This window comes from Salinivibrio sp. SS3, assembly GCF_001722105.1.
GTDB lineage: Bacteria > Pseudomonadota > Gammaproteobacteria > Enterobacterales > Vibrionaceae > Salinivibrio > Salinivibrio kushneri.
In genome coordinates this window covers 83,755-100,101 of the sequence record NZ_MEBQ01000003.1, presented here as the reverse complement: position 1 = coordinate 100,101, position 16,347 = coordinate 83,755, and the positions used below count along the sequence as shown (strand labels likewise).

Sequence of the window (16,347 nt, the reverse complement as noted above, 5' to 3'; positions counted from 1 at the left end):
AAGGTCACTCGCGACTTATGGCTTAAATCAGCCTCGTTGCATTTGCTGACGCTTTTTCAAAAACGTTAACCAGCTTTCTACCGCTTCATCAGGGGCAATCTTTTTAGCAATGCGTGCTTGCTCGAGGGCCTGGTCAAACTGCTTTAGTTTGTAGTAGGCGCGCACTTTTGTCAGCGCTACCTCTTTGGCTGACGCCCCTTTACCCGCCTTATCAAGCGAAGTAAGTGCTTGCTGATAGTCGCCTTGCTGAATTTGCATTAACGCCAATTGCCAATGGTACTGACGATCTTTTTGTGCCGCCAATTGCCAAGCTGAAACAGCCTGAGGCCATTCCCGCGCTTGCTGCCATAAGCTTGCTTGCTGCGCGAGCGTTTGCGCATCTTGTTCGTTCTCAGGCAAGCGTTTGAGCCACGTCGCCGCCCGTTCGGGGACGCCGATATTGGCATACAACTGCGCCACCGTACGCTGCTCACTGGGTTCAAGCTCCATCCCTTTACGCTGGGCGAGTAAATAGGTGCTGATCGCCTCTTTCGGTTGCTCTAAGCGCACATAGTTGGCCGCCAATTGGCGCCACCATTGCTTGTTTTCAGGCTCGAGCTTCAACAATGCTTTAAGCGTCGGAGTCGCTCCACGCCACTGCTCGAGTTGTAGCTGCGCGCCCAACTTCAACGACAGCGCCGACACACTGGCGCCATTTTTCACCACGCCCTGATACGCCGGGTAGGCGCTTAATACCTTACTCCACTGTTCACGCTGATAGTGCGCCTGCATAATGCGCAGCCACACATCTTCACTTTGATCCGTCTTTTCTTTGGGGATCGCGCGAGCCAACGGATAGTAGTATTGCAGCGCCGACGCATACTGGCCATCAATCAACAATAAATCAGCGAGCATGCGCTTGGTTTGCCAGGCTTGCGCGTCTTTCAGCTGTTCACTGTCGACCGCGCGTTGAATATGGACAATCGCCTTATCGTTATTGCCATATTGCCAATAGAACACCCCCAACGCCCGGTTTACAAAGGCCTTATCGTAGGCGCGTTCAGCAGACAGCGCTTCGAGCACGGCAATCGCCTCACCCAGTTTGGCGTCTTGCTCTAGCGTTTGGGCTTTTTCAATCGAGCGTGCCACCGATGGCGAAAGCTGCGCAGCGGCTGGCAGCGAAATGACCAATACGAAGGTAACAATGAGTCGTTTAAACATTAGCGTAAGTTAAACTCCAGTTTCACCTGTTGACCGGGTTGAGCCACGGCCTCTCCGTTAACCACTTTCGGCTCATACTTCCATTTACGCAGCGCGCGTAACGCCTCTCGCTCAAACACGCGCGGCGGGTTGGCATCAACCACGGTCAAATCTTGTGGGCGTCCCGAGGGACTAATGGTAAAGCTCACCACCACGAATCCCTCTAGGCCGCGGCGCATGGCGCGTGGCGGATAATTCGGCTCGACCCGAAATAGCGGCATCGCTTGCTGGTTGTTCGGCCCAGTGCTGACATTTAAGTCGCCGAGCGACGGCGCTTGCACCATCACCCCTTGAATATTGCTTTGCACATTCAAGTTCGGCATATCCGGCTGTGGCGCAGCACTGGATTGTGTTTGCGTCACCGGCGTCGGTGGATCGGGCACCTCTGGCGGTTTCGGGCGCTCCGGGACACTGCGTTGGCGACGTTGTACCTCGGTATCCGGCTCTTGCATGAAAATATCAATGCTTACCGACTCAGCCGCCTCCTGAGGCCGCTGAGACGATTGTCCGACCATCAGCGCCATCAACATAAACAGGCCAAGCGTAAACACCAACGCCGCCGGCAATGAGATTAGCCATCGCTTCATTACGGCGACTCCGTGGCCAACGCAATGCTGCCAATGCCGGCCCCTTTCGCCGCATCCATGACTTTAACCACCGTCCCGTTGTAGGCCAGCTCATCGGCTTGAATCACCAGCGAAGCGTCAGGCTTATCGAGCAACAGGTGTTCAAGGGTCGCTTCGACACGTTCCACATCGACAAGGCGCTTATCAATGTACACCTCATTCGAGGCGGTGACCGCGACAAAAATACCCGCCTCTTTTTGGCTGGTTGAGTGGCTGGCTTCCGGGCGGTTTACTTCCACGCCAGACTCGCGCACAAAGGAGCTGGTAACAATAAAAAAGATCAGCATGATGAACACAATGTCCAACATGGAGGTTAAATCAACCTGCGCTTCCTCGCGCTGTTTTTGGGCTCGAATCAATCGCATTACTGACTCCGAAGCGCCTGCTCCAGCGCGACTTCACGACGCTGACAGGCTTTAACTAAACGGGCATGGGCAAACATACCGGCCAAGGCAGCCACCATACCTGCCATAGTGGGTAAGGTGGCCATTGAAATACCTGAGGCCATTAAACGGGGCTCACTGGTGCCTTGGCTGGCCATCACATCAAACACAGAAATCATCCCCGTGACCGTGCCTAACAGCCCCAACATCGGGCAAATAGCCACCAAGGCTTTAATAAAGCCAAGATAACGGCCGAGATCCTGTTGGGCTTGAAACAACCAGCCTTGGCGAATGGCGCGTGCATGCCAAGAATGATGGTCGGTACGCGCCTGCCACGCGGCGATCCACGCGCGACGTTGTGCGGGGAATCGTGAATAGAGATATAGCAGGCGTTCAATCACCAACACCCAGCACACCATTACCACCACACCTAACCACCAAAGCACGGGCCCACCTTGCGCCATAAAATGACGCAAGGTGCTCAAAATATCCTGCTGGCCAAGCTGTGAAAATAACGCCACGTCTATCATGCCGCTTGTCCGGTTTCCACTCGCTGATCACTGTTTTCAGCTTGTTCCGCCACCAGGCTAATGCTTTGTTTTTCCAACATGCCACGAATGTGATCGGCTTGCCCACTCAAGATGTTATGCGCCAGCAGTAGCGGAATGGCGGCAATCAAGCCAAGCACTGTGGTGACCAACGCCATCGAGATGCCATCCGCCATCACTTTCGGATCGCCATTACCAAACTGGGTGATCACCTGGAAGGTCTCGATCATCCCGGTCACCGTCCCCAGCAAGCCAAGCATCGGCGCCAATGCAGCAAGCAGTTTCAGCATCGATAGGCCTTTTTCACAGCCTTGCTGTTCATCCACCACCGCTTCCAATAAACGCAGCTCCAGTGATTCCACATCGCGCTTTGGTGCATCATGATAGACCTTCAGCACACGGCCAAGCGGATTATCCTCCGGTGATTCTGGGTGTTTAAGCTGGCGATGCATTTTGGCGTGAACCGAGAGCAAGACTGCCCCACGGTATAGCGCAATGAGCAAGCCGACAGCCAATAGGGTCGCGATCACTTTGGCAACAAAGCCACCCTGCGCAAAGCGTTCGCTTAAGCTTGGCGCATTTTCTAGCTGCCCAAGTAACATGCCACGTGACGGATCGACGAGCACGGTCTCACCCACGTTGCCGATGGCTTGTTCAAGCTTTGCTGATGTTAAAGTGTTGTCCGGTTGTGCCCGGTACGGGACCGCCACTTGTCGTTCAGCTTGCCAGTTTAAATACCCTTGCTCATTCACCAGCCCAAGGTTACCCACTCGCACCACCGACTGCTCAGACGATACACCTTGCGAATTCACCACGGGTAGAGATAGGGTTTGCAGCTGACCACTGGTTTGCATTTGCGTGAGCATGCCCTGCCACAGACTATTAAGCTGCTTGAGCGATGGTAAGGTATCCGCGGCCACAATATCCGCCACCGTTTGATTAAACTCAGGCTGAGTGATCGCCACATAACTCGACGCGCCGTCGGTCTGGATGGTTTTACTTGCTTGGCGCACCACACCAAACAACTCGCCCAAACTGCCCGACTCCAAACGCAGCTTATCTTCCAAAGACGCCAGTTGTTGCTCGTTATCGCTGAAGGTGTCACTCAATTGCTCTGTTTCCGCCTCTAACGCATTGCGCGTGGCTTTGAGCTGATTGAGTTTCGCGCGCAATTCACGCTCGGTCAGCGCGAATTGTGCTTCTCGTGCTTGGTTATGCTCACTCGCCTGCTGATGCGCCTGTTGGGTTTGCTCGACAAGATCATCGGCGTGGGTAAAAGGCGCCATCGCGGCAAAACAGGTTGCGACAATAAGGGTTTTCCAACTCATGACTTCACCCCTTGGTTAGCACTCAATGGCAGAGATAACAACGACGGTGCCATTTGCTTTTGCGCCACCGCAAAGGCCTTATCCACCGCTTCCGCGACACTGGCATCCAGCGCGACCCACTGATCATCGCGGGCGCTCCACAGCCAATGCTGCTGACCATCTAAGCTACGCGCCACCAGCGACATTCGACCCAAGTGCAACACATCCACCTGGTGCTCTCGACCATTAAGCACAACGGTATCTTGATAGGCATCAAGCTTGCTGCCATAGTCTCGCTCAATTTGATACGCCTCGAGAATACGACGGAATTTCTCTGAGTCCGCCACATCGGCACGGCCCATCATCGCCTTCAGTTTTTGCAAACGGGCTTGGCGTTGGTCGGCTTTAAGAGGAATATCCTTGGCAAGCCACTGCTCGAGCCCACCCAACATGCGATACATCAACGGCACGATGCCTTGGCGAGTGTCTTTGATCTCGTCGATTTGATTCCGCAGGCTGGTCGCCTCTTTATCCTGATTGACCACCAAGTTTTGCAAGTGATCGCGATAGATTTCCAGGTTACTAATCTGTGCCTGCAGCTGCTCAATTTCTTGGCGCATGGCCAAGCTGCTATCAGAGTGGCGATTAATCCGTGACTGTGACTGCGCGGCCTCTTGGGTAGTGTTACCCTCGATAGCTTGCGCTTTTTCGAGTTGATCCGCACTCACTACTGGCGTCAACGCCAAACAGGACGCAACGCCCAGCACGAGCCGAAATGAAGACGATTTTATCATGGTGATATCTACAAACATGCATGGTGATATGGCTTGCGCCATAAACAAAAGTGAGAATAGTTTCTATTTGCGTGTAATGTACCGAGTTTGGCGGAAAAGATCTAGCCTAGCGGTAAAGAGGACGGAGAATATTGCGGCTTATCAGTAAAGAAGAGATGACAATAAAAACTGATAATACATCAAACAGATAACGGTCTCACTGGGTTCAATTCATCGCTGCAATGGACCCATTGAACTCAAAGGCGACGACGCACGCCATTGCCACTCTAACAATCGCGTGCGCTCATTTTTTATCAATATCCTGTTTTTTCTGAAGTGTTTTTATGGATTTTGCCGTTTTTCATGATCACAACGAAGTGCGCGTCAGGCTCGGCAATCAAGTCAAGATTGTCTAGCGGATTGCCCTCTACAAGCAGTATATCGGCGATAGCATCCTCCTCTATCACACCCAATTTACCTTGGTACGGACTCCGCTTACCAGATAGCGCCAGCAAGGCTGCATTCTCAGACGTTGCCATCGACAACACTTCAGCCGGCGTGTACCACTTTGTCATCGTGGTTAAGATTGCTCCTTGGTTTTTGGTCATCGTAGGACTAAATAAAATATCTGTGCCCCACGCCACCTTGAGATCATATTGCTTGGCCAGTTTAAAAGCGTTGTCAGTGCCTTTGGCAACCTGCTGTTGCTTTACTTTCGCCTCACCTTGCATCGGGTTCGAGTACTCGTTAGTAAGAAAAGCTTGGCTGCTTAGCCATACCCCTTTTTCCGCCATTAATTGCGCGGTGGCCTCATCCATCAACTGTCCATGATCAATGACTTTTACACCCCCTTGTATCGCGGTTTGTATCGCTTTAGGCGTATAGGCATGCACTGTGACATACGTGCCCCAATTGTCCGCCGCATCCACCGCAGCGCGAAATTCTTCTACCGAGTATTGAGCCACATCAATCGGATCATACGCAGAGGCCACCCCGCCCCCTGCTGCGAGTTTAATTTGCGAAGCACCCAACATCAGTTGCTCGCGGACGCGCTTTCTGACTTCCGCCACCCCATCCGCTATCACACCACCATTGAGCGATTCACCACGGCTTAAGCCGGCATTGTTCGCAGCAGGCACCTCATAACGCATCCTAAAATCACCATGCCCGCCCGTTTGCGAAATCATCGCACCGGAGGGCCAAATACGCGGTCCGGCCACTATGCCCTCATCAATGGCTTGCTTAAGACCAAATACCGGCCCACTAAGATCACGCACACTGGTGAAGCCTCGCATTAGCGTGCGCTCAGCTTCTTGTGCGGCCCGAAGATTGATATAGCCGACATCAGCGGTAAGCAGTTCTGGGACCGAAACGGTGGCCAGCATCGCATGCCAATGTGCATCAATCAGCCCCGGCATCAGAGTACGTCCCTCACCTTGGATCACTGTGGAGTTCAATGACGGCGCTACTTCAATCGGCTGACTCGAGATCTGTGTGATCTTGTTTCCCTCAACCAGGACATGTTTAGGGGCAGAAAGCTGCGCAGATTGGCCATCGAAAATACGCACATTTTCAAACAACACACTCTGTGGATGCGGCGCCAACTGCGCCATCACAGAGGCCACCAACAAAAAGCTTCCTGCAACCATCGCCACGTATCGCATTAATCCCGCCATCACACTCTCCATGTATTCGCTAACAAAAAGCGACTCAAACCTCGTCCTCACTGTCTACTTCACACCCATTTTGGAAACCACAGGACGATGAGGCTCTGACCGCACTGTCTATTAAGTTAGCCAACCAAACCCAAAACCCCAAATTTTTAGAGAGTTATCGCAATTTTATTGACGTTGCTGTGGCACGCTCTACGGCCCATTGAACATGCAATCGAAATAGTTTCCCCTTACCGAGCCCAAGAGGTACAAGCCGCACTATCAAACAGTGAGTATGATGAGATACCGAGCGGTCACGCCGTTCAACTCGAAAGTCCTTATCCGTGGGCAAATCGCGTTAAAAGGTTTTTGCAAGATTAGACCAATGCGTGGACGTCACTCTGGGAGTGTCCTCTATCCCTGAGTGACTCGTTCCCACGCTCTTGCATGGGAACGAGTAAACGGACTGTCGGTCACCCCTACTCCGCTAACTGCGAAAACTTGATGATCTCGTGGGACTGTTCAAGGGTTTGTGCGAGGTGCTGGATGTGGGCGGGGGTGATTTCGCAGCAGCCGCCGACGACGAGGGCACCGTCGGCAATCCATTGTTGTACGCGTTCGGTGTGGACTAACGGTGAGAGATCTTCCCGCGCTTGCAGGGCATCGGCTTTGCTGCCTTTGGCCATGTCTTCTACCGATTTAAACGCATTGGCATAGCCACCGACAATGTCGGCCTGGGTCGCCATCTTTGGCATCGCCGTAGTAAGCACTTCTGGGTCGCAGCAATTGAGCATCACTGCTGTCGGCGCGTAGTCAGTGACCGCGTGCATGGCTTGTTCTAGCGACTCGCCAGAGCGGAGTGCGCCATTAGGCTCTAACCGAAACGCCACCCCAAACGGTTTACCTTGCTCACGGGCGGCGGCGCACGCTGCACGCGCTTCAAGGGTGTTGGTCATGGTTTCAATTAAAAACACATCCACATGAGGCTGTAGGCGGGCGATATGAGAAAACTCGGCTTTCATATCGTCAAAGCTGCGTTGCGGCTGGCCGAGGTAGCTGCCCACCAGCGGCGGCAAACAGCCGGCAATATCGACATCGGCGCCTGTCTCATCCACCGCTTGCTGCAGCGCTTCGAAGGCTTTTTGATAAATGGTGTCTATTTTATCGCTCAGGCCGGCTTTGGCGAGGCGCGTGGGCGTCGCTGGATAGGTATTAAGGGTATGCGTTTTCGCGCCGGCGCGAATAAAATCTTTATGCACATCTTTGACAATGTTGGCATGTTTTAACATCACCGCGACCGACCAAAGCTTCGAGCTCACATCCGGCCCACGTTGATAAATTTCCTGTCCTAGGCCGCCATCGAGTAATGCAATCGACGTCATGATAACTTCAGCCTCCTTCGGCCATTTGTCCTTGGTTTAGCGTGAGATTACCATGCGCTCGCCGATTTAACATCCCGGTGTTACGCCACCTCTTCGCTGCCTTCAATCGCGAGGTACTCAAGTTTATCGATGACCACCATGCTTGCCGACTCCATGTGTTGTAACTCACTCACCATTTGCTCGGGTTGTTGATGATGGTATGCCTCCAGTGCCGCTTTAGCATGAGTATGCACTTTCTCATGAGGTGCGGCTATGGCTTTAAACGTTTGTAACTGCGCAAAATATTGCTGACCTTCACCATGCTCATACCACTGCCCGAGGCGGCATTGGGTGTGATCGGTGACATCTGCTGCCACCATGCTGTCTTCACCCAGCACCACGCGATATATCGCAAATTTAAAGCTAATATGGTCAAGTTTCGCCAGTTCACAAAAAGCACGCAGCGCAGCCGCTTTAATGGTGGTACGGCTATGCTGTGCTTGCTCACTCTGCGTGGCCATCGCATCGGCCACCTGTTGGCCTTGCTCGCTATATTCGATCGCGTCACTGGCAAGCTGATCGGTAAGTGTGCAAGCATGCCCACTCCCAGCGCGAATCTTCTCGACCAGCTGGGTAATATCTTGCGTGGCACTGGCTGTGCGCTCCGCCAAGCTACGCACTTCATCGGCGACGACCGCAAACCCTCGACCTTGCTCGCCGGCACGTGCCGCTTCAATCGCCGCGTTTAATACCAAGAGATTGGTTTGATCGGCGACATCGCGAATCAAGTTCACAATACCGCTTACCTCTTGTGCATGCTGATCGAGCGAGCGAATCGCTTCCGACGATTGCTGACATTGCGCGGATAAGGATTGCACGTGACGAGCAAGATCATTAACTTGCTCGGCACACGACGACGCCTGATGGCTCACGTCCGTTACCCGTTCTTTTTCACCGTTAATGGTGTCCGCTAGGGTAGCCAGAGAGGATTGGGTCGCATTGATAGAGTCACCAAAATGGCATAAGTTGGCATCAATCGCTTTCCCCGTTTGTCGTTTTTTCTCTGCGGTGTCTAGCTCTTCCTGCAATGCAGCTTTCTCTGCATTCAGCGCGTCGATGGTCTGATTAATCTGCTCAATTTTTTGCTGTAGAGCGACTTGTTTTTGCTGTTCTTGTTCAAGTTGACGACGGGATATAAACACGCTGGCTCCTAATTAAGCTTTTTATAATATTTTAACGCTTAATATTGGCTTTGTATGATAAACGGAGCGAAATGTGATCCATTTTACGCCAATCATTTGATTTACACTGTAAACCGATAAAAAATCCCGCCATACTGACGTCTCTGCGGCGAATGAGCGAAACATTATGACCTTTTGGTTGCTTTTTAAACGTTGGATTATCAGTCACTTCGCCCATTTGAATGGGCGTATTTTGGGCTTGGTGGTCCTTGCTTACGGCATCATCGGCTGGCTGCTTTTGTACTGGGCGGGCGAAACCGAGATGACCCAGTCACTCGGTCGCTATATTTATTACTTAATGGTCACCGCCTCCACCGTTGGCTATGGCGACTATTCGCCGGCGACAGAAGCAGGACAGTGGATTACCGCCTTTTGGATTATTCCCGGCGGGCTGGGGTTATTTGCCGTTGTGATTGGGCATGTAACCAGTGCGTTGGTCGATTATTGGCGACGTGGATTACAAGGAAAACGGAGTCTTACAGTGAAAAATCATATTCTGGTGTTAGGGTGGAATGGTCAACGCACTATCCAGCTTATTCGCCTACTACAAAGCGGTGTGCATGGCGATCGTCCTATTGTGCTTTGTGTGCGTCCCGAAATGGAAAACCCGCTCCCTGGCGAGGTGGAATTTGTGCGCGTCACCAGCTTTACCGATGCCGAGGGCATTGCCCGTGCGGGTATTGATAGTGCCGCGAGCATTATTATCGATAACCCCGAAGACGATATTACCCTGTCAGCGGCCTTATTTTGCGCGCACAAAAACCCCTCAGCGCATCTGCTCGCCTACTTTCAAGATGATGCACTCAGCCAAATATTAAAACAGCACTATCCACACGCCGAGTGTGTGCCATCTGTGTCGGTGGAAATGCTAGCGAAAGCTGCCGTGGATCCGGGTTCCAGCCAGTTGCATCACGAGCTGTTAAGCACAGCACAGGGGATGACGCAGTATTGCGCACGCTATCCCACCAATGCGAGCGCCACGGATGTGGGCACCCTGTTCAACCAATTAAAGCACGAATACGATGCGACATTAATTGGTCTCGATAAAGGTGAAGGCATTACCCTTAACCCCAACCTTGCAACAGACGTCGCCCCTGGCGATCGCGTATTCTATATTTCAGCCGAGCGTTTACCGCATTGGTCAGCGGCGTAATTCGGGTACCATTCATCACACGCGACACCTGCTGTTAGCCTTTCCCGAACAGTCCGCCGCTTCACCTTAGGAGCGGCGGACTCGCTTTAGGTGCCCTATTGGTGAAAAACCGTCTATTCGACCGAGGCTTCTTTTACATCGGGTTGACGCGCCTCAACGGGGTAAGCGTAAAAATGATGAACAGGCCCTGCGCCTCTTCCCACCTTTAACTGCTGGCTATGCGCCAACGCGTCGGTGAGATAATGTTTCGCCGCGCGCCCGGCTTCAATGGGTGTCATCCCTTGGGCGTAATAAGAGGCGATCGCTGCAGACAGTGAACAGCCTGTGCCGTGAGTATTCGCGGTCTCAACCCGACGGGCACTCAGGGTTTGGCACGTATCTCGGCTAATCCATACATCCACACTTTCAGTGGCGTGATGTAAATGGCCACCTTTGAGCATCACGTACGGGCAGCCGAGGCGACGCAAGGCGGGGACTAACGCATGCATTTTCTCAATGGAGGTAGGGACAGGCTGACCGGTTAATCGCGCCGCCTCCGGCAAGTTGGGGGTGAGCACGGTTGCGCGTGGGATCAGCTCTTCAATCAGCGCTGTCATGGCGTGTTTATCCAACAAAGGATCACCGCTGGTAGCCACCATCACGGGATCTAAAATCACCGGTAAGTGTGGCGACCGCGCCAACACGGCGGCTACTTCGCGAATAATCGCTTGGTTGGCGAGCATACCGATTTTCACTGCACGCACCGGCATATCGTACAACACCGCATCTAATTGGGCGCGGACAAAACCAGGATCAACCGCCGAGACGGCCTCAACGCCACAGGTGTTTTGCGCGGTTAATGCGGTGATCACCGAGCACGCATAACCGCCGGTAGCTGAAATCGCTTTAATATCAGCTTGAATGCCGGCACCGCCACCGCTGTCTGAGCCGGCGATGGTAAGAATAACAGGTGGAGATAGGTTCATATTGGCCCCTTAATCATCAGGGGCGGAAGGAGACAAAGCGAGCCCGAATAGGCCACTTCGTATGCTGAACGTGTCAGTTCCCTCCGCCAGTGCTAACTGGATCAGGTTCTACGGGTCCTGCTTTCGCAGTCTCAGCAATTACTTGCTCCCCGACTAACACGCTCAGAATATAAACCTTAGTGATAAAGCGCAAGTATGAGGGTGCTAATTGCGCGTTTAGGCCATCTCATTACTGTTGCTGGTTGCATTGCTATTGAGCGTCGCGTTGCTATTAATGGTCGCGTTGCCTTGGTTGGCGGTTTTAAGCAGTTGTTCAAATCCCTCTTGAATTAGGGGCCGTGCGTATAAAAAGCCCTGCACTTGGTCGCAGCCAATGGTTTGTAGCACATACTGCTGGTCCTCTTTTTCGACGCCCTCGGCGACCACACCATGACCAAAACCATGGGCCAAATCAATCACGCTACCCACCAAGTGCTTATCACTGGCGTTGGTAGCCAAGTCTTGGATAAAGCTGCGATCAAGTTTGACCCAATCGACCGGTAACTGTTTAAGGTAACTGAGCGAGCTATAGCCGGTGCCAAAGTCATCGAGGGCGATATGCATGCCTGCATCTCGCAATTGTTGTAGCTCTTTCAGTGCCACCGACATGTGCTGGATCAGTGCTGATTCTGTGACCTCTAATTGAATCAGATGCAAAGGGACATCAACTGCCTGGCACCGAGCTAAGACGCTGTCAGCAAAGCCGGGGCGAAACTGCTGGGCAGAAACATTGACTGACAGGTGAAAGCTATCGTTGATCAGTTTGTTTTTTCGCCAACATTCAACCGCGGCTAAGGCCATCACCAGTACGTGGTCGCCCAGTTGGATCATGTCTGCGCTGCGTTCGGCGATGGGGATAAATTCCGCCGGACTGATGGCTCCAAGGGTCGGATGCTGCCAACGCAACAGCGCTTCCGCGCCTATCATCAAACCGCCGTCTAATCGCCATTTGGGTTGATACGCCAGTGATAATTGTCCGCTTTGCAGTGCTGGCCCTAATTCGGTGCGAATCAAATGCGCGCGCTGAGCTTGGCTATCAAGCTCAGGCTGATATTCGCCGATAAGTTGGTCATCCGTCGGAATCGCTAAAATGGCTTGACGAAACAGTTGCGCCACATCTTGTGTCTCAAGCTCCGTGCGGCTGATACCAATGTGGCAACGTAAAAACATTAAACGCCCATCGAGCGTGTGATGTCCGCTGATCAACCGATTGATGCGCGCGGCTTTTTCTACGGCATGGTTATCGTGTTCTTCAATCAGCATCACCAGTCGTGTGCTATCCCAAACGCCAATGCGATGTGGGCGCGCCACTGTACTATTGGCTAGCAGATTGGCCACTTGTTTGTATAGTGCCTCTGTCATTAAATGGCCTTGGTGTTTGGTCACCGCTTCCATGCCATCTAAGGCAATCATCATCACAGTCACCGGCCCTTTGCTCAGCTGGCGCTCAGCGGCATCTAATAATGCGCGACGATTTGGTAGCCCAGTTAACGGATGGGTCAAAGAAAGCGCGCGTAAAGCCGCCGTTTGTTTGTTAACCAGCATTTGCAGCCGTGCCGCTTGATCGCGCTCTTTACGGGTTTTCAATTGCAGATGCAAAAGGTTTTGAATCCGTTGTAACACCTCATCGTGATCAAAGGGTTTGCTGATGTAATCAATCGCGCCACGGCATAACGCTTGGTTACGCAAATTCAGGTCATTATCTGCGGTGAGTACCATCACGGGCGGGCAATGCTCATCTAAAGCGTCATTAAGATCATCCAGCACCAGTAAGCCAGAGCGCTGCGGCATCCGCATATCGAGTAAAATCAGGTCGGGAACGGGGGAGAGAGCATCGGTAACAAGGCGAGGATCGGTGAGTCCATTCAGCTGTTGATAACCGGCTTGCTTGAGCATGGTAGACAGTAAGTGAATGTTTTCCGGTCGATCATCAATGATCAATATATGTGCTTGTGACGGATCCTTTGTCATAGCCTCTCCTCTAATAATAATTGTATGGCCTCAGCCAAGTCCGCTGACGAGAGCGGCAGCGATAAACGTCGTAATGTCGGTTTGTTATGTGGTTCGTCGCATGGGTTGTCAGTCAGAACAATGAGTGGTTTGTCGCCAAATAGTGCTTGTATTTGTTCGGACGTTGCCGCAACGCTATCAGCCGCCATAATGACTAACGATGGCGGAGACGCGAGCGCAACAGCCTCAGCCAGTGACAGCCCATGCGCATGATAGAGTGTCAACATTGGCCAATCTTCAAAGCAATCGGTCATCAGGCGCTGACGGGCACTGTTATTATCAATATAGAGCACGCGATGCGGCTGGCTCACGCGGAGACACGTACAACCTTGATCGTCAGGTCGCGTCGACGCCCGGTAAGGGAAAGTCACTGCAAAACAACTGCCCTTGCCTGGCTGGCTTTTTACTGACATCTCGCCTTGCATTTGCACAACCAATTGATGGCTCACCGCTAACCCCACACCTGCCCCTTCAATCTGTGATTGTTCGGCGGCCAAGCGGTTAAAAGGCTCAAAAAGATGGTTTAACCGATTTTCAGCGATACCGATCCCGGTATCTGATACAGAGATCGTCAAGGTTGACGATGGATGACTGGCTTCAACCCATACTCGCCCCTGAGGATGATTATATTTAATCGCGTTGCTGAGTAAATTGATCAACACTTGTTTGAAACGGGTTGGATCCACATATAGGTCGCCACTCAGATCCGCGGGTAGGCAATCATCTAACTCAACGTGCTGTTGCTGTGCGAGCGGGAGTAGTGTTCGAACGGCATCACTGACAAGGGCGCGAACCGGATACCAAGTGACATTGACCACCGTTTTTCCTGCCTCAAGTTTGGCAAGATCCAGCACATCATTAATTAAGGTGAGTAAGTGGCGACCACTTTGGTGAATTTGATCGACATATTGCCGTTGCGTCTCCGTCAAGCGAGGAGAAGAGGATCGTTGTAGTAGTTGCGCATAACCGAGCACACTGTTCAAAGGCGTGCGCAGCTCATGACTCATGGCAGAGAGAAAATCACTTTTGGCTTGATTGGCGCGTTCTGCCTCGTGCTTCGCTTGCAGTAATGGTGTGGCATCATACCCAACAGTCACAATGGCGTAAGGCTCTCCCTCTACGTGGCGAATAAGCGTTTTAGCGAGCTTAAAAGTCCGACCATCTCTTAATGTCACATCGACATGAACGGGTTCACCATCGAGCGTCAGTTGGTGATCAAGCGCATTGAGGGTTTCGCGCATTCCCTCAGGCAAGGCACCATGAATTGCCTCAGCAAGCTGTTCAACATGCTCGACATTTAATGCTTGTAGGCAGGCGTAATTTGCAAGCGAATAGTGTCCGCCCAGCTCTCGGACAAAAACAGGATTGGCGATCGCATTAATAATGGTTTTGAGTTGATTGCGTTCGTGTTTAATACGAGTCTGAGCCTGAGTCAGCGCGCGCATATCAGACATAATGCCAATAAACTCTCGCCGGTCTTCAACCCACACTTCACTGACCGCAAGATGAATCGGTACCACATGCCCCGCTTGATGCCGTGCCTCAACCCGCCGGCCGGTACCGATAATGTTTGCCTGGCCTGTTGTTATATATTGCCGTAAATAATGGTCATGCTTCCCTTGGTGCTCCGGCGGCATTAAACAATCAACATTCTTTCCGATTAGCTGTTGCGGGTGATAACCCAATAATCGGTGGGTGAACGGGTTCGCATCTAAAATAATGCCGCGTTCATCAATCACCAAGATCGCGGCTGCCGCGCTGTCGACTAACGCTTGATAATGGGCTTGGGTCCCGCGTGTTCGGTTTGTGGTGATTGGTTCGCTGTCCATGCTCCCTGCCTTTGACCTATAAAAAACGCCCCATTGTGGGGCGTGTGACGGTCCGGCATGCATTGCCTATCCGTCGCTATCTTTTATAGTTTTTGACTAGCGCATCGACCTTTTTCAGGAACTGCTCTTTTAGGTTTTCGTGCTCATAGTCAAGATCATAGGTATTGTGAAACCCCACACGTAACTGTACCCCATTTCCTGCTAAATAAATGGTATAGCCGTCATAATCTGAGAAAGCGTCAATGCCATCTAGGCGGTGCCCATCTTCTATTTTCTCACCAAACTCCGTAACTATCTCAAACGCGCGAAGCAGATGGGTAGGATTGAGTTCGTTTTTCACGCTTCCCTCCTGGCTGTGTTAGCGAAATTGTGCTCCACCTCCCGGCCGTGATCCACGACCATAAAGTGGGCCGGCCAATACCGGTGGCGTAGTCAACACATGCCCTGACACCTCAAGCCGGCTTGGCTTAGAAATAATATTGGGCAAGGCTGCCAAAGTATCAAGGGTGGTGTCTGGCCCCGTTTTTTGGATTGCCGTACCGTAATTATAGCCGTAATCGACACACACGACAGGCGAGCCCGCGGCTCTTGCCGCATGAACATCATTCACGGCATCACCAACCACCAGCAATTCTGATGGTGGCACTGCTAAAATCGCCGCCGATTCAAAAATGCTATCGGGATCCGGCTTTCCGGCTGCGATTGCATCGGTTCCTAAGATACGGGTAAAAAAGTGGCTGACCCCAAGCGCTTTGAGTAGGCTATTGGCATGCGCCGTTTGCATGTCCGTGGTACATATCATCGGGAACTGACGTTGAGAGAGACCTTCAAGACAAGCAAGTACCCCTGGATAGAGTCGAGTTTTTGGCGGTTTTTTGCCTAGGTATGAGGACAGGAACAACGCGCGGGCTTGGTTCAGTACGGTGGTGGAAACCCGCCCATCAATGTGTCGCGTAAGCACCCGATGGATCAATAAATCCGCGCCATCACCAATCCAGTCTCGAATCGCACTGGGCTCTTCCTCCGGCAAATCAAACCCTCTCAACATGCCGAGGACAGCGTCGTATAGATCATCAAAAGGGTCTGCGATCGTGCCGTCTAAGTCAAAGCATATCGCAGAGATATTCTCCAATTTTTTCATGGAACGCCTCCACAATCAGTGTGTTATCGCCAGAAAGGAAAGGGAACGGTGGATCGGGCTTGCTATCCAACGAGTCTTTG

15 protein-coding genes, 1 pseudogene and 1 riboswitch are annotated in these 16,347 nt (G+C 52.2%); of the genes and pseudogenes, 1 reads left to right on the top strand and 15 read right to left on the bottom strand.

The annotated features are described in order from the left end of the window. Positions 1 to 27: 27 nt before the first annotated feature. The 10 genes and pseudogenes from BGL48_RS00980 to BGL48_RS16585 form a co-directional block, all read right to left on the bottom strand. A complete protein-coding gene (locus BGL48_RS00980; RefSeq protein ID WP_069360899.1) occupies positions 28 to 1,200 on the bottom strand; it encodes a tetratricopeptide repeat protein in 1,173 nt (390 codons plus the stop codon). Then, positions 1,200 to 1,826, bottom strand: coding sequence for an energy transducer TonB (locus tag BGL48_RS00975; RefSeq protein ID WP_069360898.1), 627 nt, complete (start codon positions 1,824 to 1,826; stop codon positions 1,200 to 1,202). Before BGL48_RS00975 ends, BGL48_RS00980 begins: the two co-directional genes overlap by 1 nt. Further along, positions 1,826 to 2,230 carry an ExbD/TolR family protein gene (locus BGL48_RS00970; protein ID WP_069360897.1) on the bottom strand — a complete coding sequence of 135 codons (405 nt, stop codon included), beginning with the start codon at positions 2,228 to 2,230 and terminating at the stop codon, positions 1,826 to 1,828. The genes BGL48_RS00975 and BGL48_RS00970 overlap by 1 nt, the downstream gene beginning before the upstream one ends. Then, positions 2,230 to 2,778 (bottom strand): MotA/TolQ/ExbB proton channel family protein, encoded by a 549-nt coding sequence (locus BGL48_RS00965; protein WP_069360896.1) that lies wholly within the window; start codon positions 2,776 to 2,778, stop codon positions 2,230 to 2,232. The genes BGL48_RS00970 and BGL48_RS00965 overlap by 1 nt, the downstream gene beginning before the upstream one ends. Then, on the bottom strand, positions 2,775 to 4,124 hold the full coding sequence (locus BGL48_RS00960; RefSeq protein ID WP_069360895.1) for a MotA/TolQ/ExbB proton channel family protein: 1,350 nt from the start codon (positions 4,122 to 4,124) through the stop codon (positions 2,775 to 2,777). The genes BGL48_RS00965 and BGL48_RS00960 overlap by 4 nt, the downstream gene beginning before the upstream one ends. Next, positions 4,121 to 4,897 (bottom strand): DUF3450 domain-containing protein, encoded by a 777-nt coding sequence (locus BGL48_RS00955; protein WP_106407170.1) that lies wholly within the window; start codon positions 4,895 to 4,897, stop codon positions 4,121 to 4,123. The genes BGL48_RS00960 and BGL48_RS00955 overlap by 4 nt, the downstream gene beginning before the upstream one ends. A gap of 293 nt (positions 4,898 to 5,190) precedes the next feature. After that, the gene (locus BGL48_RS00950) at positions 5,191 to 6,552 is read right to left on the bottom strand and encodes a metal-dependent hydrolase family protein (RefSeq protein WP_218089788.1); all 1,362 of its coding nucleotides are present in this window, start codon (positions 6,550 to 6,552) and stop codon (positions 5,191 to 5,193) included. A 455-nt stretch (positions 6,553 to 7,007) separates the two neighbouring features. Then, complete coding sequence (locus tag BGL48_RS00945; protein WP_069360894.1) at positions 7,008 to 7,910, bottom strand: homocysteine S-methyltransferase family protein; 903 nt, start codon at positions 7,908 to 7,910, stop codon at positions 7,008 to 7,010. A gap of 80 nt (positions 7,911 to 7,990) precedes the next feature. Beyond that, positions 7,991 to 8,410 carry a CZB domain-containing protein gene (locus tag BGL48_RS16590; RefSeq protein ID WP_369801931.1) on the bottom strand — a complete coding sequence of 140 codons (420 nt, stop codon included), beginning with the start codon at positions 8,408 to 8,410 and terminating at the stop codon, positions 7,991 to 7,993. 15 nt (positions 8,411 to 8,425) lie between these two features. Then, a pseudogene (locus BGL48_RS16585) lies at positions 8,426 to 8,767 on the bottom strand (methyl-accepting chemotaxis protein); the annotation flags it as partial. A gap of 490 nt (positions 8,768 to 9,257) precedes the next feature. On the opposite strand from BGL48_RS16585, the gene BGL48_RS00935 reads away from it, so the two are divergent. Further along, the gene (locus BGL48_RS00935) at positions 9,258 to 10,283 is read left to right on the top strand and encodes a potassium channel family protein (protein WP_069360892.1); all 1,026 of its coding nucleotides are present in this window, start codon (positions 9,258 to 9,260) and stop codon (positions 10,281 to 10,283) included. A gap of 113 nt (positions 10,284 to 10,396) precedes the next feature. Here BGL48_RS00935 and thiD read toward each other — a convergent pair whose 3' ends face one another. The 5 genes from thiD to BGL48_RS00910 form a co-directional block, all read right to left on the bottom strand. Further along, positions 10,397 to 11,248, bottom strand: a complete 852-nt coding sequence (gene thiD, locus BGL48_RS00930; protein ID WP_069360891.1) for a bifunctional hydroxymethylpyrimidine kinase/phosphomethylpyrimidine kinase — start codon at positions 11,246 to 11,248, stop codon at positions 10,397 to 10,399. Between the two features lie 61 nt (positions 11,249 to 11,309). Beyond that, positions 11,310 to 11,410: riboswitch (TPP riboswitch) on the bottom strand. Between the two features lie 54 nt (positions 11,411 to 11,464). Next, a complete protein-coding gene (locus tag BGL48_RS00925; RefSeq protein WP_069360890.1) occupies positions 11,465 to 13,258 on the bottom strand; it encodes a putative bifunctional diguanylate cyclase/phosphodiesterase in 1,794 nt (597 codons plus the stop codon). After that, on the bottom strand, positions 13,255 to 15,126 hold the full coding sequence (locus tag BGL48_RS00920; protein WP_069360889.1) for a sensor histidine kinase: 1,872 nt from the start codon (positions 15,124 to 15,126) through the stop codon (positions 13,255 to 13,257). The genes BGL48_RS00925 and BGL48_RS00920 overlap by 4 nt, the downstream gene beginning before the upstream one ends. A 76-nt stretch (positions 15,127 to 15,202) precedes the next feature. Continuing rightward, positions 15,203 to 15,466: a DUF3081 domain-containing protein gene (locus tag BGL48_RS00915; RefSeq protein ID WP_069360888.1), complete on the bottom strand. Its 264-nt coding sequence runs from the start codon at positions 15,464 to 15,466 to the stop codon at positions 15,203 to 15,205. Positions 15,467 to 15,484: 18 nt separating this feature from the next. Beyond that, positions 15,485 to 16,267: an HAD-IA family hydrolase gene (locus tag BGL48_RS00910; RefSeq protein ID WP_069360887.1), complete on the bottom strand. Its 783-nt coding sequence runs from the start codon at positions 16,265 to 16,267 to the stop codon at positions 15,485 to 15,487. Positions 16,268 to 16,347 lie beyond the last annotated feature (80 nt).